The 17,092-nt window shown below is 62.3% G+C and carries 13 protein-coding genes and 1 pseudogene; 6 read left to right on the forward strand and 8 right to left on the reverse strand.

Annotation, left to right across the window (positions count from 1 at the left end; all coding sequences use genetic code 11):
• From EYW47_RS34335 to EYW47_RS34355, 5 genes are all read right to left on the reverse strand, one after another.
• On the reverse strand, positions 1-335 hold a 335-nt coding region (locus EYW47_RS34335), incomplete at its 3' end, for a pyridoxal-phosphate dependent enzyme (RefSeq protein WP_133199266.1).
• Between the two features lie 529 nt (positions 336-864).
• Positions 865-1,878: a ParB/RepB/Spo0J family partition protein gene (locus tag EYW47_RS34340; protein ID WP_133199308.1), complete on the reverse strand. Its 1,014-nt coding sequence runs from the start codon at positions 1,876-1,878 to the stop codon at positions 865-867.
• Complete coding sequence (gene parA / locus EYW47_RS34345; protein WP_240764040.1) at positions 1,868-2,608, reverse strand: ParA family partition ATPase; 741 nt, start codon at positions 2,606-2,608, stop codon at positions 1,868-1,870. The genes EYW47_RS34340 and parA overlap by 11 nt, the downstream gene beginning before the upstream one ends.
• A gap of 1,199 nt (positions 2,609-3,807) precedes the next feature.
• Positions 3,808-5,184, reverse strand: a complete 1,377-nt coding sequence (locus tag EYW47_RS34350; protein WP_133199267.1) for a replication initiation protein — start codon at positions 5,182-5,184, stop codon at positions 3,808-3,810.
• A gap of 1,485 nt (positions 5,185-6,669) precedes the next feature.
• On the reverse strand, positions 6,670-6,996 hold the full coding sequence (locus tag EYW47_RS34355; RefSeq protein ID WP_133199268.1) for a DUF4148 domain-containing protein: 327 nt from the start codon (positions 6,994-6,996) through the stop codon (positions 6,670-6,672).
• A gap of 576 nt (positions 6,997-7,572) precedes the next feature.
• On the opposite strand from EYW47_RS34355, the gene EYW47_RS34360 reads away from it, so the two are divergent.
• The 5 genes from EYW47_RS34360 (at position 7,573) to EYW47_RS34380 (ending at position 12,904) form a co-directional block, all read left to right on the forward strand.
• Positions 7,573-9,144 (forward strand): sensor histidine kinase, encoded by a 1,572-nt coding sequence (locus EYW47_RS34360; protein ID WP_133199269.1) that lies wholly within the window; start codon positions 7,573-7,575, stop codon positions 9,142-9,144.
• The gene (locus tag EYW47_RS34365; RefSeq protein WP_133199270.1) at positions 9,141-9,821 is read left to right on the forward strand and encodes a winged helix-turn-helix transcriptional regulator; all 681 of its coding nucleotides are present in this window, start codon (positions 9,141-9,143) and stop codon (positions 9,819-9,821) included. The genes EYW47_RS34360 and EYW47_RS34365 overlap by 4 nt, the downstream gene beginning before the upstream one ends.
• A gap of 213 nt (positions 9,822-10,034) precedes the next feature.
• Positions 10,035-10,709, forward strand: coding sequence for a response regulator transcription factor (locus EYW47_RS34370; RefSeq protein WP_205710205.1), 675 nt, complete (start codon positions 10,035-10,037; stop codon positions 10,707-10,709).
• A gap of 6 nt (positions 10,710-10,715) precedes the next feature.
• Positions 10,716-12,164: a sensor histidine kinase gene (locus EYW47_RS34375; protein WP_240764041.1), complete on the forward strand. Its 1,449-nt coding sequence runs from the start codon at positions 10,716-10,718 to the stop codon at positions 12,162-12,164.
• A 44-nt stretch (positions 12,165-12,208) separates the two neighbouring features.
• A complete protein-coding gene (locus tag EYW47_RS34380) occupies positions 12,209-12,904 on the forward strand; it encodes a response regulator transcription factor (RefSeq protein WP_133199272.1) in 696 nt (231 codons plus the stop codon).
• 279 nt (positions 12,905-13,183) lie between these two features.
• Here the strand turns inward: EYW47_RS34380 and EYW47_RS34385 are convergent, their stop codons facing one another.
• On the reverse strand, positions 13,184-13,459 hold the full coding sequence (locus EYW47_RS34385; RefSeq protein ID WP_232072309.1) for a DUF4148 domain-containing protein: 276 nt from the start codon (positions 13,457-13,459) through the stop codon (positions 13,184-13,186).
• A 176-nt stretch (positions 13,460-13,635) separates the two neighbouring features.
• Entirely contained in the window at positions 13,636-14,037 is a 402-nt protein-coding gene (locus tag EYW47_RS34390) for a Rap1a/Tai family immunity protein (RefSeq protein ID WP_133199273.1), read from the reverse strand.
• 250 nt (positions 14,038-14,287) lie between these two features.
• Between EYW47_RS34390 and EYW47_RS34395 the strand changes: the two genes are divergently transcribed.
• The gene (locus EYW47_RS34395; protein ID WP_133199312.1) at positions 14,288-15,247 is read left to right on the forward strand and encodes a sulfonate ABC transporter substrate-binding protein; all 960 of its coding nucleotides are present in this window, start codon (positions 14,288-14,290) and stop codon (positions 15,245-15,247) included.
• A 99-nt stretch (positions 15,248-15,346) separates the two neighbouring features.
• Here the strand turns inward: EYW47_RS34395 and EYW47_RS34400 are convergent.
• Positions 15,347-17,011 (reverse strand): annotated as a pseudogene (locus EYW47_RS34400) (purple acid phosphatase family protein); the annotation flags it as partial.
• Positions 17,012-17,092: the final 81 nt, after the last annotated feature.

The following is a 17,092-nucleotide window of genomic DNA, read 5'->3' on the forward strand; positions in this document are numbered from 1 at the left end:
AGCGCGACGCCCTGGGCATGATTGCCGGCCGAAGCGGTGATCACGCCGCGCTCGAGCTGCTCAGGCGTCAGGTGCGCCATCTTGTTGTAGGCGCCGCGCAGCTTGAAGGAGAACACGGGCTGGTTGTCCTCGCGCTTGAGCAGGACGGTGTTGCGCAGGCGTGCCGAGAGGTTCGGCGCGCGCTCCAGCTCGGTCTCGCGGGCCACGTCGTAGACGCGGGCGGTGAGAATCAGGCGAAGGTAATCGGTCTGCTGCGTGTTGCCTGGCTGGCTTCTGACCTTAGCAGCATTGGCTGTGTTGCCTTCGACTATGGTTTGGCTCGATTCGACCTGCATGACGGCTCCTGTGCTGTCTCTTTGCTCTTGTTAGCCAGGAGGCGGAAACAAAAAACCCGCCTCGTGGGGCGGGTTGTTGTCGCTTTTGCCAGACGTACGCTAACCCACCATTCGATGAATGGTGCGAATAATCAGCGTAATCGGGCAGCGGCGGTAGTTCATTCCTACAAGCATGGCGTAGGCGGGCGCGATTGTCAATCCGTCTCGCGATCCGCTGAAATGTCTTAATAACTACGAATTACATTCCATATGATACGTTTTGAGTCAGGAAGCACTCATGGGGCTGCAATTGAAGTGACAAGCACCATTTAACCTCAAAGGAAATACACCTAACCGTGAAACATTCTCTGAATTATCGCACATCCTATTGATTTAAAAAGAAATTTTTAGCGCGGCGATTTTTCTGGCGGTGTTTCACGGTTTCGACCCTAGCTGCATTTGTGAGCGACCGGGGTCAACTCCTGCACTCCAAAAGCAAAGGGCAGGCGCCTTTGTGGCCCTGCCCTTTCCGACTTTCAGGCGTGCGACCTTAGTTTGCCGCAGCAATCGTATCCATCTCGGCCGCCCATTCGTCGATCACTGCCTTCATACGCTCGGCCAGACGCTGCTGATCTGGCGCCGCGAGGCCCTTCAAGCTCAATTCAGCGCGACCGTCGCCAAAAAGCTTCAACTCGCCGAGCGCGACACCATCCGGACGACTGAATTGCACACGCGACTGATAATGCGTGCGGCGCGGTCCGATACGACGTGCGCCCGCCTCCGCCGACGCAGCCGCCTCGAGCTTGCGCACGCTCGCCTTGCCTTCGATGACCTGCCCGAGCCAATGCTCTGCAACGCTTGCGCCAGCACGATCGAAGATCAGCTTGATGTTGTAGGCATGGCCAAGGCCGATGTCCTTGCGATGCTGCGCCATGCGCTGCAGCAGATACGGCGGCAGAGACGTGAGCGAAATCACCTTGCTGATGTGCTTCGGATCCTCACTGACCGCGACGCCCAATTCAACCTGATCGACATAAACTCCATCGTCGAGCAACTTCTTCCAGGCAAGCGCGTCGTCGAAAACCGTCTGCTCCTCTCGCTCCTTGTTGGCGTGGTATGCACGCAAGTAGAGGTTCTGATTATCGAGACCGTCACGGACGTCGGCATCGATATGTTTGTCGCCACGCGAGCGCGCCGCCCTGATACGGCGCTCACCGTCGACGATCACGTACTTGCCAGGAAACTCGGGCAAGCGCGTGACGAGAATCGGCGTGATCTGACCTTGCTTGGCAAAACTTTCCGCGAGCTCGTCGATCGTCTCTGCGCTGTAGAACGCGCGCGGATTATACGGATTAGAGACGACGTCCTCGACCGGGATTTTCGTCACCGCGTGAACCTCCAGAGCAACAGGTTCCACCGGTGCCACTTCGGCAAGCGTCACCACCGATGCGTCGCGTTGCGCAATACCGACAACGTCACCGTCGGCAAGACGCTCGCCCGCCGACACACGCTCAACCGCCATGCCCGCCCTAACCTTGCTGGTGAAATTGAGCTTAGTTGCCATCGACGACCTCCTCCTCTTCCTGAACGAGCGCAATGATTTCGCTGTAGACCGCTGAGATCTCGTCCTTCGCGACCTTCGCGCCGCGCACGCCCTTGACGTCGAAGACCGTTCGGCCAAGCGCTGCCGCCTGGCGATACAGTTCGCGTTGCTTGACGGTGGACGCGAACACGCGGACATTGCTCTCGGCAAGAATCGCGCTCATCTGTGTGTGGAGGAGCGTCTTGGAATTCGATTTATTCAGCAAAATTGCGAATTTTCCCGCAGGATTGGCCACTCGCGTGCGCTCGACCAATTCCATCATCCCTTCACTACTCCAGATGTCGATCGGCGATGCATCGGTCGGGATAATGGTTGCGTCGGCGACGGCAAGTACGCGGGCGGTGGTCAAATCGTTGATATTCGGGGGGCAGTCGACGATGACGACGTCGTAGTCGTTCGCGAGCGCGGCAATCTCCGGGCCAATCATCTTTTCGAGCTTATTGATGCTACCGACGCGGAATGGAAGCGGGGTTTCCGGCCCAGCCGCCGCACACCAACTCATGCACGATTGCTGGCCGTCGGCGTCTGCGACGTAGACCTTATAGCCTTCGGACTGAAACGCACCCGCCAGATTCATGCTGGTCGTGGTTTTGCCCACCCCGCCCTTTTGGTTCGCTACCGCTATGACCAGTCCCATTCGGTTCTCCATGCAATGTTCACCGCCGGCACCCGCTTCACGCGCGATCTCCACGTGGAGACTCTCCAGCGAGTCAGTTGGCAGTCTAGCGGAAAGTTAAAGTAAATTCTAGCTTCAGCGCCGAAATCGTTGTCAGCTCACAACCAAATTGGCCATTTGGACAAGGAATTCGACGCATAGAGCCTTCGTAAAGAGACAACTACAGAAGGACTGAGATCGGACGATGTAATCACAGAAGTGGGTTCTCCACGTGGAGACCTCGTCGGATCTGTGCGAGGTAATTCAAACTCGTCTCGTTTCAAGTATTTTTTGCGGACGGTTTCAATCCAGCACTGGATGTCGAGATTGACTCGATTCAGAAATCGGATGATCGGGAGGTTCGTCCCAAAGGCCGCGCGAGCGAAGTGGAGAATCGTGTCTCTACGACCTCCGATACTCGATCTCCACGTGGAGATTGTGACGTTGGCTGAGTTCAGAACGATCGCGGCGACCCTGATTCAGCCGTGTTTCAACGGCATATCATTGCAAATGAATGGTCTCATCTCCACGTGGAGAGTCAATCATAAGCGCGGATTGCATGGTCTTGCTTTGAATCACTTTGTGCACGGGTGCAGGGTGCATCTTCCCGCAAGACAGGCATGTGCCCGAATTCCTTCGCCTCTAGTAACTTCGGTGTACGTGGCGCCAGGCGCGTGGGCCCAATCTCCACGTGAAGATCCTTGGGTTATAGAAGCAGGTAAGCAGCCCATCTTAAGTGCCGGCAGTCGAGGCTTCAGCACAATCGACCAGCCATCGCTCTTTGGCAAGATACCTGGCAGACAAGCATTAGCCACTGCAGCAGCGGCAGTTCCCCTATCGGCGCTACATCAAGCCCTCACTGTTCGATCGTGGCGAAACCAACGGTGTCCCAGCAAGAGGCAACAGATACAGCGCGAGTAGACCCGACCCAGTATGGCTCCCGTCGGCCATAACTAACCGGCCTAACGATGCGCCTGCGCGACCGGCACGCGCAGCTACGCAATCTCCACGTGGAGACTACGTAGCAACGAAGAAGTGAATGGATCGAGCCAGTACGACACTCACTGGCAGTGGGGAAAACGACACGCCTAAGTCCAGCGCCAAACATCAATTGTTCAACACTGCTTCGACGTATGAGGAAAACAGGTGGGGCGAAATTTATCTATCTTCTTATAGTAGATAAATTTCGCTAAATTATCGGAGAGGGAGTCGCCAATCGGCGAAAGGCAGTGCAATCACTCAGCGCGCGTCTTCAACGCAAGCTCAACATCGCCCATGGCCTGGAGATCGCCAGCTGCCGGCGCCTGTTGTCCGCTCAGCAGGAACTCGAGCAGATCGGCGGCAGTCGGTTGGCCCCAGGTATCGAGAACCACCCAGCGGAAGAAATTCGTCGACGCCATCTTGCTCGGCACCTTGGCTGTCGAGACCTTGAGCTTGTCCATGCCGACCGTTTCGTTGTACCGCTTGATCAGCGCCGTCTGATCGTCGTACTCGAGCTCATTGAAGTAGGCCCGCGCCTCGGCAATCTTCGCCGCGATATACCGGTCCTTCACTTGATCCTGGCTCTCGCGCACCTTGCCCGAATCGGTGCTCGTGCTGCCTGCCGCGTTGGCGCCCGGCAGCTCATAGCCCTGCATCAGTGCCTTGCGGAAGTAGGCCGCCACATTCGCGAGTGGCGCCGCATTTTTCTGGGCGAGGCGCGCGGCCGTATAGGCCACAGCCGTGCGAATCTTTTCCTCGCCGTACTGCTTCAAAAGACGTCGCGCCTCCGAGACCGGAACGCTGAATTTCGACATCTCGCCGATGAGCACGGTCTCGTTCGCACGCAGTTCCTGGGACGGATCCGTCTCCGGCTTGCGAGTCACGCGAAACTGCAGGGCGACCACCGAGCGGCCCACCTTGTGCTCGATGAGCTCGAAGTTGTGGTCCGAGATCTCGTTGACTTCCTTGATGCAGGGCACCAGCACGCGGCTCTTGAACTGCTTGTAGAGCTTGTACGACTGCGCCGAGGTATCCTGGCCGAGAATCAGGTCGCGCAGCGTCGCAAGTGGAAAGCGCGCCGTCACGCCAACCGCTTCGTAACGCACGACGTTTTCCCACAGGGCGAGCGAATGTGCTTTCCTGAATTGACGCGTGATCCGCATGTCGATCATTGCGTAGATTTCGGGATTCAGAAGCTCGCCGCGAATCTGCTCGGAGAAGGTATAGCGCAGCACCGAGCGTTCGAGTTCAGCGCCGGCGAGCAAGCCGGACGCCTTCCAGATGCTGCGTTTGTCCTGCGTGAGATAGTCCCAGTTGACGACCGTGCTGATCAGCGAATTGATCGTCTCCTTGACGTACTCTGTATTGTTGCTGTTCAGATCGACGTCCTGCGAGAGGGCGGAGATCGTGATCTCGAACGAAGAGCGGCCGGCTTCGAGAGAATCCTGGCGGATCGCGTTCTTGATCAGCGAACTAAACATCTTGCGCTGCTGGAGGCTGATCGATCCGGATTTCGGCGCGATGTGAATCGCGGGGACCGCCTTGCGGAAGAGATCAGGCGGCTGGCCTTGCTGGAATACGAGTGCACCTTGCTTGTCGGCATCGCCGGCATCGGCCTTTTTTCTTGCCATATGACCCACGTGAAAAGGGAACCTGGTCGGTTGGTAACTGTATACCAACCAATCAGGTGACTCAAGGCTGCGCCGCACGCGTATGCGGGAGCACGACACCGCGTGTCGGAAAAGTTGACAACCCTTGCTTTTAGCCGCTGTGTCGGGCATCCAGACGGCCAACGAGTACGTTCCAGCGGGCCAGGTACGATCCCATATCCGGTGACCATTGCGATTCGACTCCCCGAATTTGCTCCCATAGCATGATACCTGGAGCTCTCAAGTGAGGACTCACTCTCGTTCAAGTTACCCACAGGTATCTGTTTATGGGAGATTTCGGAAAGCAGCTGCTTCGTGGACTTCGGCCCCACAGCATGTAAAAGATGTCCCATTGCAGGTGACCTATCGCCTATCCCATAAATAGGCACCTGGAATAGCCCGAAACAAGCGCATTCTGGGTCATTGCCCGCGAGAAAACTCCCATAACCGGGTACTCTCGATTGATCCCATAGCGCGTTACCTTGGGATCGTCATCAAAGTCCCGGCTGAGCGTTCACGGGGGTCTCCGATCAAATCGCCAGAGGTTACCTCCAGAGCGCCCCGCAGTTACGCCCCACAATCGGTTACCTCAACGATTCCCCAGGAATGGCTACCTTTTGGAAGCGCAAAAGGCCTTCAGTGCGGGTAGACGCGGTCCTCGCGTCCCATAGAGCGCTACCTTTTCATGTTCCCATAAAGTGTTACCTCAGAGGTTTTCGGCAATTTCTCCCATACGGAGCCACCTTTTCCCCATATCCACAGACCCGAATCCCCATGCGAGGCTACCGAGCCCCCATATCCACAACCCCGAGCTCCCATAGCCGGTTCCCCGGGTCCCATAAGTTGCCACCAAATCGCCCGCAAACCCATGCCAGGTAAGGCTTTGCGACGCCTAAAGGTTTACTAAAGTTTCTAAAGCGTAAAAGGTAAACACTGAAACAGGCGTCCGATGAAAGAGACGTCTCCCAAAACCGGGACCCTATGGAGATGTAAGTGGTCACCAACCGGTGCTGTCCCAAACCCGGTGACCTATGGGACTAAGCGCACGAAAAGCGCTCCCAAAGCATGAGACCTATGAAGCGAATCTTGAGGATTGACATTGAGTATGCAACTTAACTCAATGATTTATATAAAAAAGACGCTCAATGGTGTCTTGCTATGGGACAAGCCAAAGCTAAAAGGTAACCGTCTGTGGGATCTGAGTGCCGCCTGAGAAGCTCAATGCTTTGCTAGACGCCTGGCGTCCGAAAAACCGTCATCCGTCTGCCCTGTCTCTTGCTGCTCCGCAGCTGTGTGGTCCTCGAGGGCATTCAGCGAAAGGTCCCCACCTCCCATATCGGGTTACCTGCAGCAGGTCACCAAATATGGGAAACGAGCGCGTAAGTCACCTTCACGTTCCCGGCCAGTGCCGCAAGGTGCATCGCACCATTGCGCACAGGTGACCTTTACGCGCACGTTTTCCAGTCGTCACTCTGCCTGCGCCTGTGTCTGCGTCGGCTGCTGCGTCGCCGACGCCGTAGGTGATGCAAGGCAATCGTGACGATAGAGGCTGCTGAGCCGTTCCTGAGCCGCCTGAAGGTCGGACGGATAATCGTTGTCCACCGCATGCTCCTGGTAGCCAACCAGCGAGAGGTCCTTCAGTTCCTGCATGAGTTCACCGTGCGTCACCTCGTGAGCGGGCCGTACGAACGGATAGCTGTGACACGCGTGCGGCGTGAGCTGGGGTGCAGCGAACGCGCTTGCGCTTGCGACGCCAAGGAAAGGGATCAATGCGAACTTGAGCCAACGCTTCATGGTGACCTCCGACTGTCTATGGACGAATGAGCCGGCACATGTGCCGACGAACGAGCGGCATGCCCGCGACGCAGAACGACATCGCACCCGTGGCATGCCAACGAGCGTCGAGCATAAGCAGCGGGCAGCTCTGAAATGCGCTCAACAGGATGAAAGAACTTTCATCGATGCAACGGCCCCGGCGAACGCGATGGGCCCAACGGCTCGCGCCGTCGTCAGACGCATGCGATGGGGGCTCCATTCAAACCTGCGCCTCGCAGTCCCGAACCTCTTCGTGTTGCTCCGAATTGACAAACTGACAGCCAGCCGTCATCAGCCGGTAAGAACATGACCCGCTCTTCATCGTGCTGATGCCGTTGCAGCGCATCGCCCCCCCTATCATGGCGAGGCGCGCGTATTGGTCCATGGTGGGTCCTCGATGGATCGTCGCCGCGCGCATCGTTCATCGTCGGCGGGGTTAGCCATCGGGAGAGTCATGTCAGTCAGCGAAATCACGGCGCACCTGCATCAAACTTCGCCGCGGCGCGTGTGCGGCATGGAGCCTTGCGCCCTACCGCAGCCGGTGCGAGGCGCTCAATGAACCTGCCTGGCTGGGTGGCGGGCCGCACAGGCGCGTTCGTGCCCGAGGCACCGCGTGTGCGGGCGCAGGCGGGCGATATTGGCCACGACCGCTGGCAGACCACGACCTTCCGCTGGTTCGCCGCCTACGCGGCGATCTTTTCGGTGTCGTTCATGGTGCTACTGGGCTTCATCCAGTATTCGGTGACCCACGCGATGATCCGCGAGACCGACAGCGGCCTGCGCTGGCAACTGCGCTACTTCGACTCGCGCAGTGACGCGTCGCTCGGCGCCGCCATCGACGCGCGCCTGCGTCGCGAAAACCGACGCCAGAACTTCTATGGCCTGTTTTCCGCCGATGGTCACTGGATCGCCGGCGACATCCATGCGATGCCCGCCGAACTCGCGCTCGACCCTTGGGGCCGCTCGCATGAGCACGTGCGTGGACAAACCATGATGCTCGATATCGGCGCTGCACAGCCCGCGCTGCGCGCGATGGGCGAAGTGCGCGCGGACGGCTCGCGCCTCGTCGTGGCGCGCACGCTGTCCGATGTGCGCCACGTGCATGGCGAGTTGTTGAAGGCGCTATACGGAGGTGGCCTGCTGTGCCTGTGCGGCAGTCTCTGCGCCGGGCTGCTGCTGAGCATGAGGCAGATCCGTCGTGTGGCGGAGATCCGGCGCGCGACCGGCCGCATAGCCGGCGGCGATCTCGGCGAGCGGTTGCCCGTTGCGGGCCGCGACGAGCTCGATATGCTGGCCCATCTCGTCAACCGCATGCTCGACGAAGTCGAGCGGCTGATGGGCGAGGTCAAGAGCGCTTGCGACGGCATCGCGCACGACCTGCGCACGCCGCTCACGCGGCTGCGCCTGCGTCTTTCGCACGCGGCCGACGCAATGGAGCGCCGCGGCGAGCCTGCCATGGCCGCCGTGCTCGTGAGCGCGCGCGAGGAAGCCGACACTGTGCTCGAACGTTTCTCTGCACTCCTGCGCATCTCTGAGATTGGCGCAATCAAACGGCGCAGCGCGTTCGCACCGGTGGCGCTTGCCGATCTCGTGGCCGAACTGTGCGAACTGTACGCCCCACTTTCCGAAGAGAAGGCCATTGAGTTGCGCATTGCGCTGGCCGACGTTGCGCCTGTTGACGCCGACCGTGCGCTGCTCTTCGAAGCCTTCAGCAATCTGCTCGACAACGCGATCAAATTCGCACCCCACGGCGGCGCGGTGCGTGTCGCGCTGCACGCGACCTATGCGGGCGCGCAATTCAGCGTCACCGACAACGGCCCCGGCATCGCGCCCGAAGAACGCGACGCGGTGCTCGGCCGCTACTACCGCAGCGACGCAGCCCGCCATGTGCCGGGTACGGGCCTCGGACTCGGCATCGTCGCCGCGGTCTTGCGGCTGCACGACTACCGGCTCGCCATCGGCGCGGCGGTGCCCGACTTTGTGCCCGCCTTCGCGCCCGAGTTCGCTCACGGCGCCGGGCCAGGCACAGCCGCGCACGCGAGCATGAGCACGGGCACAGGCACGGGCACGACCGTCACCATCGACTGTTGGCCTGCTCACTCCTGGCACAACACGCGTTATCAATGAGAGTCCTGCTGTGCTCCTCCTCCGACGCGGAGCGGAGCTATCTATACAAGGCGCTGAGCGAGAGCCTCAATAGCGTCGAGGTTGCCGACAACCTTCATTACACCGTCTATCTTGCCTCCCAGGAGCCGTTCGATACGGTGATTCTTTGCACCAGCGGCGCGAACGCGCACGAAGGTTTCACCGAGGTGCTCGGCTCTTTCACGCGTCTGCCTGATGCGCCGGCGATCGTTGTCGCGCTCACGCGCGCGACCCCCGCCGATTGCGCGCAACTGTTGCGCGCGGGCGCCGACGCCTGCTTCGTGCAGCCCTGGTCGATTCTCGAGATCCAGGAGCGCATGCTCGCGCTGCGGCGCACCGCGCTCGTCCAGGCGGGGCCGCGCGCAGCGCGGCTCGACCCGCTCACGCGCGACCTGGTCGTCGATGAGCGGCGCATCTCGCTCACCACGCGCGAATATCTGCTGGTGGAATGCCTGCTGCGCCACGCGAACGCGCCGGTCGCGCGCGAGCATCTCATCCGCTATGCGTGGCCCGAGAAGGGCGACGTCGAGCCTTCTAGCGTGAATCTGGTGGTGTCGCGGCTGCGCCGCAAGTTCATCACGCACGGCGCGCGTGCGCAGATCGAGACCATCAACCGCTACGGCTACCAGCTCGATTTGCGCGCCGATCCAGCGCGCTGAGCCGAATGAGGCTGCCCGGCGCCGCCGCGTCATGCATCGGCCCGCAAGATAACTGAAAGCATGCGGTGCATGGCCAAAGCGGTGGCAGGCGTTTGCAAACCTAAATTTAATTTCATGAAAGCCAGCGCGGCACAGCGGCCTTACGACGGTAAACTTGCACTTCGAAAGAGGCCGCGCATGTGACGCGCGGCGGAGTGCGAGGAAATGAGCCAGGTGCGCGTATTGACGGTGGAAGACGATGCCGTCACAGCCAATGAAATTGTCAGCGAGCTGACGCAACGCGGCTTTGCCGTCGACTGGGTAGACAACGGCCGCGACGGCATGGCGCGCGCGATGAGCGACGAATACGACGCCATCACGCTGGACCGCATGCTGCCGGGCGTCGACGGCCTGTCGATCCTCACGGCCATGCGCACGGTCGGCATCCAGACGCCGGTGCTGATGCTGAGCGCGCTCGGCGACGTCGACGAGCGTGTGCGTGGCCTGCGCGCGGGCGGCGACGACTACCTCACGAAGCCTTTCGACCCCGAGGAGCTCACCGCGCGCCTCGAAGTCCTGCTGCGCCGCCGCCAGGGCGCGAGCGTCGTGCGCGAGACGGCGCTGCGCGTCGGGCCGCTCGAGCTCGACCTCATCTCCCGCAAGGTGCGCCGCGACGGCGAAGAAGTCGCGCTCCTGCCCACCGAATACCGCGTGCTCGAATTCATGATGCGCCATGCGGGCAAGACCATTACGCGCACCATGTTGTTCGAGGCGGTCTGGGGCTACCACTTCGATCCAGGCACCAACCTGATCGACGTGCACATGGGCCGCCTGCGCAAGAAAATCGATCCGCCGGGCGTGCCGGCGCTCATCCAGACGGTGCGTGGCTCCGGCTACATTCTCGGATAATCCCGCGTGACGAGCCGCCCCTCCTCCTCCGCGCCCGCGATACCGCGCCGGCGCTGGCACACCACGACGTTTCGCTGGTTGTGCGCCTACACCGCGCTGTTCGGCGTGTTCCTTACGCTGCTGGTCGGCTTCATTGCGTGGTTCGCGACCAGTTCGATCGAGCACGACGCCGACACCATCATGGGCTGGCAGCTCATCTACTTCGACTCGATTCCCGATGCGCAACTGCCCGTCGCGATCTACCAGCGGCTCGAATACGAGCGCATGCATGTGAACTACTACGGCCTCTTCACGAGCGACGGCCGCTACGTGGCCGGCGACATCCTCGAGGCGCCGCCGAACCTCGTCTATGACCGCGTGGGCTCGACGCTCAAGCATGTCTTGAAGCCCGACGATCAATCGCAGTCGCCGATCGTGCGCATCGTGGGCGAGGTGCGCCCCAATGGCATGCATCTGGTCGTCGCGCGCGACATGACAAGCGTGCTGCGCATCCGCGAGATCGTGGTGCGCACGCTGTCTCTCGGGGCGGTGCTCGCGCTGTGCGCGGCGCTCGCGGGCGGTCTCGTGCTCGGCATGCGGCAGATCCGGCGCGTGCGCGAGATCCGCCGTGTCACGCAGTGCATCGCGCGCGGCGACCTGGACCGGCGCCTGCCGGTGGGCGGCGACGACGAGCTCGACATGCTCGCGCATCTCGTGAACCACATGCTCGACGAGGTCGAGCGCTTGATGGGCGAGGTCAAGGGCGCGTGCGATGGCATTGCGCACGACCTGCGCACGCCGCTCGTGCATCTGCATACGCTGCTCGCGCGCGTCGCCGAACGCGAGAGCCTGCGTGGCGACGATGCGGGCACGGACCTCGTCGAGCGCGCGCGCGCCGAGACGGGCCAGTTGCTCGAGCGTTTCCGCGCGATGCTGCGCATTTCCGAGATCGGCACGCTGCACCGTCGCGGCGGCTTTGCGACCGTCGACTTGCAGGCGCTCGTGCAGGAGCTGGCCGAACTCTACGAACCCCTTGCCGAAAGCCGCGAGATCGAATGGCGCGTGAGCACCGCACCGGTCAGCGAGATTCACGGCGACCGTGCGCTGCTCTTCGAAGCCTTCAGCAACCTCATCGACAACGCCATCAAGTTCGCACCCGAGCAAGGCGGGATCGTCAGCGTGACCTTGCGCGCCACGGCGCTCGGGCCGCTGCTCGAAGTGGCGGACAACGGCCCGGGCATCGCGCCGGGTGAGCGCGCCGCCGTGCTGCAGCGCTTTTATCGGGGCGATACCGTGCGCCATATAGCGGGCTCGGGGCTGGGCCTGAGCGTCGTGGCGGCGGTCATGCGCGTGCACGACTTCACGCTGCGCATGGACGACGCGCGCGATCTCGCGAAGGCCGCGAACGAAGCGAATCGAGCGGGCGGGCCAGGCACACGCATGAGCGTCGAATGCTGGCCGCGCGCGCTCACCTGAGCGGGACAAACTGGGGCAAACCGAGCCAACCCACACACGAGCCTATGCGCATACTCCTCATCTCGCCATGCCATGCCGAAGGCGCATGGCTGCAAAAGGCCCTGCAGGAAAGCGCCCACAGCCTGCAACGCGCGCACGAACTGCGCGACGGCGTCTATCTCGCGGGCGAAGAGCCTTTCGATGCGGTGATCGCCGTCGCGCTCGACGGCGTCTTGCTGCCCGAGCTGCTCGCCCTGCTGCCCGCCCTCGCGAAGGCGACGAACGGCGCGACCATCATCGCGGTGCTCGGCATCGAAGCTGGGGCGCACGAGCGCTCGGAGTTGCTGCGCGCGGGCGCCGACGCGTGCTTTCGCTATCCGTTCTCGTTCATCGAAATGCACGAGCGCATGCTCGCGCTGCTGCGCACCGGCGCGACAGTCGCGCCGCCATCCGGGCAAGGCGCCGCCGTGGCGCCGCTGCTCGACGCGAGCACGCGCGAGATCGTGGAAGGCGCGCGGCGCGCGGAGCTCACGCGCCGCGAATACCTGCTCATCGAATGCCTGCTGCGCCAGGTCAACATGCCCGTGCCGCGCGACCAGATGATCCGCTACGCCTGGCCCGAGAAGGACGATATCGATCCGTCGACCGTGAACCTCGTTGTCTCGCGGTTGCGCCGCAAGCTCGAGCGCGAGGCCATCGAAGTGCGCATCGAGACCATCAGCCGCTACGGCTATCAAATCACGCTGCCCAAGTCGGCTTGAGTGTCACGGGAGTGTCACCTGAGCGCGCGTCACGCGCAGCGCTCAGGTAGCGCGTCATGCGCTGCGCGGGCGGCAATGGAAGCAGCAGCCGAGGCCGCAACGCATGCATCGCTCAGACAAAACTCGCGCCGCGCGCCGAAGGTAACCGTTTGTGGGATTTCAGGTCACATGAGCGGCAACGCGCGTGTACCTGTCGCGCAAAAAAAAGCAACGGCACGCGCATGGCGTGCCGTTCTCCTGTGACCTGTTCGCGGGCTGCGCGCCAGGCGCAGCAAGGCTTCAGTGTGCGTAGAGGGTGGAATTCAGGTACGCGAGCTGGCCGTCCTGCTCCGCTTGCACGAGTTCGTGATAGACCTGCGCGCGCGTCTTCGGCGCGACTTGCACACCATCGGGCGCTACCCAACCGCCTTGCTGGAAAGCCGTGGCCGTGTTGTTCATGGCGACCGTCGTGGTGTTGGCCGGGTAGGTGTTTTGCGCGGGCGCCGTGGTTTGCGCGAAAGCGGACGTGGTGACAACGGCGCCGGCGAGAGCTGCAACGATCATGAGCGACTTCATGGAACTATCCTCCAGGGAACATATTTGGTTGGCCGGTTAGCGAATGCGATGGATCGCATCCCGGTATGGAGAGAATAGTTAGGTCAGCCTATCGAACCCGATGCAGGAATATGAAGAAATGTTTATCGAGGCGCGAGAGTTCGTTGAATCAAGAACGTCATCCCGCGCCGCCGCGCCTAGCGGCAGGGGAACGTGGCGATCAGCGCCTTGTAGATGACAGCGCCGGTAGGTTCGAGAACGAATTGAAGGTGACCTTTCATCCAGGTCACGATCGCGCTGAGCTGGTCCTTGCGCGGGATATTGGACGGGATGCAGTAGCGCGGCGGTTGCTTGTCGATCAGGGTCTGAACCAGCGCGCCGTTGGTGTAGCCCGCGAAATACATGACGCAGGCGTCGTGATTCTCCGGCTGTTGGCAGATGCTCAGAAACACATCGGCCTGGTCGATCGACCGGGCCGGAGCGGCTGAGGCCGTTTGCGCGGGTTGAGTGGGTTGGGCGGGTTGAGTGCTCTGAGCGGCCGCATTAACGGCGCCGAGCGCGGCAACAAGTGCCAGCCCGGCAAGAAGAGGTTTTTTCATTTGCGCTTCGGTGGAATTGTTCTGTAGGAGGAACTCGGATGCCGCATCTGCACATTGAGGTGCACATGCGCGCCGCTCGTAAGCTTAGCGGCCGGGCGGTCTCATAATTTGCTTTGCATCAAGTAGGGTAAGGGCCGCCCACTCCCTTAGTCCTGTAACTGATTTGAATCCGATAACTCCATCGTTCTGATTTGCCTGGGCGCTTCGTAGAATCGGTTGAACTTTCCGTCACGACCGTCGATACGAACCTATGAGCACACGCCGCGCATTCCTCAAACTTTCACTGGGTGCGGCTGCCGTCGCGCTGCCCGCCCTGAGCGCGCCTCGCGCCTTTGCGGCGAACGCCGCGCGCACCCTGCGCATTGGTAACCAGAAGGGCGCGCTGAGCCTCCTGAAGGGCCGTGGCACGCTCGAGCAGCGGCTCGCGCCGCTGGGCGTCAAGGTCACATGGACGGAGTTCAATGCGGGCCCCGTGCAACTGGAGGCGCTCAATGTGGGCTCGATCGATTTCGGCGACGTGGGCGAGGCGCCCCCCATCTTCGCGCAGGCTGCGGGCGCGCCACTCGCCTACGTGGCGGCCACGCTGCCGCGGCCGCAATCGGAAGCGGTGCTCGTGCCGCGCAACTCGACGCTGCGCGAGGTCGCCGATCTGAAGGGCAAGCGCGTCGCGTTCAACCGGGGCAGCAACGTCCACTATTTCCTCGTGCAATTGCTGCGCAAGCACGGGCTCGATTACCGCGACGTGCATCCGGTGTTCCTCGCGCCGGCCGATGCGCGCGCAGCCTTCGAGAATGGCTCCATCGACGCGTGGGTCATCTGGGACCCGTTCTTCGCGGCGGCGCAGGCAAGCTTTGGCGCGCGCGTGCTGGCCGATGCGAGCGGCGTGGTGGTCAATCGCGGCTTTTACTTTTCGTCGCGCGACTACGCGAGTCAGAACCCCGACGTGATTCGCGTGCTGATTGACGAGGTCGCCAAAACCGACGAATGGGGCAAGAACAATCGCGCGGCGTATGCTGCCGAGCTTGCGAAGCTCTGGGGGCTGCCCGCGCCCGTGGTTGCGCAGGCGGTCGATCGCACGCAGTTCGGCACGGTGCCGATCACGAAGACCATCCTCGGCGAACAGCAGAAGATCGCCGATACCTTCCTCGATCTCGGCCTCGTGCCCAAGCGCGTGGACGTACTGCAAGCGGCGGCGCCAGGGCTCGCCTGAACGCCGCCGCCAGTCATCAGGGTCACCAGGTCGAGGCGCTTGTAGCCGCGCCTGGTCGCGCCTGGTGATGCGCTCATTTACGCGACTTCGCGAGCGTGACGTCTCGAAGAGCTCGTAGTTCGACGTGGGCGTCTGGTCGGCGCCCGGCGCGTGATAGTAGTTCATCGTGATGGTGGTCTTGCCGCCGTGCTCGCCCGGGTCCACGTCGAACACGGCGATCCCATAACCGGTACCCGTATCGCGCTGCGCAGACCAGATCGCGTCTTCGAGCGCATCGGCGCCCGCGCGCACCCAGCTTCCCGGCGCCGTGCCCGGCACGGGCCGGTTGGGCTTCGTGAACACCTTCGCCTGCGGATTGCCGTTGCCGACGTCCACGCCGTAGACGTCGAGCGGCGCGCTCGTGCCGCCACCGCCCAGGATCAGGTGGATCGTGCCGTGGCTCGTGTCGAACGTATTGGTGCCTGCTTGTGCGCTTGCTGCGGGCTTCGGCTGCAGCGTGTCGACGGGCGTGCCCGTCGTCGCGTCCACACCCGCATGATGATTGCAGCCGCGCACCGGATAGCTGCGCTCGTAGTCGTGGTCGTGGCCGCACACCACGAGGTCCACGCCGTAGCGGTCGAAGAGCGGCAGCCAGGCCTCGCGGATGCCCTTGTCCGAGCCATTGCCCGTCTTCGAGGAACTCAGCGCATCCTGATGCATCTGCACGACGATCCAGTCGATGTCGTCTTCGCCCGAGGCGTGGCGCAGCGTCTTTTCGAGCCAGCGCGTCTGCTCGCCGTTGCTGTAGCCGCGCACGTAGAACGACGTGCCCGCCGCGATGGGCGCGTTGCCCGTGCTGGCCGCGGGGACGAGCGGCGTGGGGCCCGCCACGAACGCGGCGGCGTCCTGGTACACGACATCGTCGGCGTCGAGCGAGACGAACAACACGTTGCTCACGCGGAAGCTGTACCAGCGGCCCGCAAAGCGCGTGCCGTTCTCGGGCAGCGTATAGCGCGTGAGATACGACTCGAGCCCTTGCGGGCCGTTGTAGAACTCGATTTCGTGGTTGCCGGGGCAGGGCATCCACGGGCGGTTCGACGACGAGCTCTGGTTGTTGTTCGCGAAGTCGCGCCACACGTCGGTCTGATGCGCGGGGTTCAGGTTCGCGTAGCAGAGGTCGCCGTTGAGCAAATGGAAGAGCGGCTGGAAGCGCTCGACGGCCTCCACGGCGAAGCGGCTTTGTGGCGACGAGAGCACCCACCCGGTGTTGGGTGTGGCGAGGTCGCCGTAGCTCGTGAAGCGAAACGGCTTGCGTCCGTGCGGCGCGGTGGTGAAGCTCGCGCTGAATGGGCTGCCCGCGTGGCTGTCGTTGTCGGCGGTGACTTCGTAGCGATAGGTCGAGTCGGCGTGCAGGCCGGAGAGGCGTGCGTGATACGTGAACACGACGACGCCCGTGAGGCCGTCCGTGTAGGTGCGCTGAACCGCGTTCACGACTTCGCGGTGGCCACGGTCTGCGCTGTAGGTTACGCGCGGATGCGTGGCGGCCGCGAGCGATGCCCACGAGACCACGACTTCGCTTCTCGGGTCTGCGCCCCAGGTGAGGTGGATCTGCTCGGGCGTGCCATCGGGCGTGGCCGTGCCGGCTTTCGCGACGCCCGTGAGCGCAGCCGCCGCGCCTGCCGCGCCGGCGAAGCTGGAGGCGCCGGCGAGCTTGAGGAAGCCGCGGCGCGAGACGCCTGCGGCGGTGTCTGGGGTGGATGCGTCGGGAGTGTTCTTCTTCGTCATGTCGAATCGCCTCGTGACTGCGCAGCGCACGCGTGCACGGCTCGCCGCAAGTTTTGCAGGGTGGGTGTAGGCGAAACGATG

It is taken from the genome of Paraburkholderia silviterrae, assembly GCF_004353915.1.
Taxonomy (GTDB): Bacteria; Pseudomonadota; Gammaproteobacteria; order Burkholderiales; family Burkholderiaceae; genus Paraburkholderia; species Paraburkholderia silviterrae.

Bases quoted from the DNA above. Each gene is read 5' to 3' on its own strand.
- EYW47_RS34355 (WP_133199268.1), bottom strand. From the start codon at position 6,996: ATGAAGCGTTGGCTCAAGTTCGCATTGATCCCTTTCCTTGGCGTCGCA.
- EYW47_RS34340 (WP_133199308.1), bottom strand. From the start codon at position 1,878: ATGGCAACTAAGCTCAATTTCACCAGCAAGGTTAGGGCGGGCATGGCG.
- EYW47_RS34390 (WP_133199273.1), bottom strand. From the start codon at position 14,037: ATGAAAAAACCTCTTCTTGCCGGGCTGGCACTTGTTGCCGCGCTCGGC.
- EYW47_RS34385 (WP_232072309.1), bottom strand. From the start codon at position 13,459: ATGAAGTCGCTCATGATCGTTGCAGCTCTCGCCGGCGCCGTTGTCACC.
- EYW47_RS34365 (WP_133199270.1), top strand. From the start codon at position 9,141: ATGAGAGTCCTGCTGTGCTCCTCCTCCGACGCGGAGCGGAGCTATCTA.
- EYW47_RS34360 (WP_133199269.1), top strand. From the start codon at position 7,573: ATGAACCTGCCTGGCTGGGTGGCGGGCCGCACAGGCGCGTTCGTGCCC.
- EYW47_RS34380 (WP_133199272.1), top strand. From the start codon at position 12,209: ATGCGCATACTCCTCATCTCGCCATGCCATGCCGAAGGCGCATGGCTG.
- EYW47_RS34395 (WP_133199312.1), top strand. From the start codon at position 14,288: ATGAGCACACGCCGCGCATTCCTCAAACTTTCACTGGGTGCGGCTGCC.
- EYW47_RS34350 (WP_133199267.1), bottom strand. From the start codon at position 5,184: ATGGCAAGAAAAAAGGCCGATGCCGGCGATGCCGACAAGCAAGGTGCA.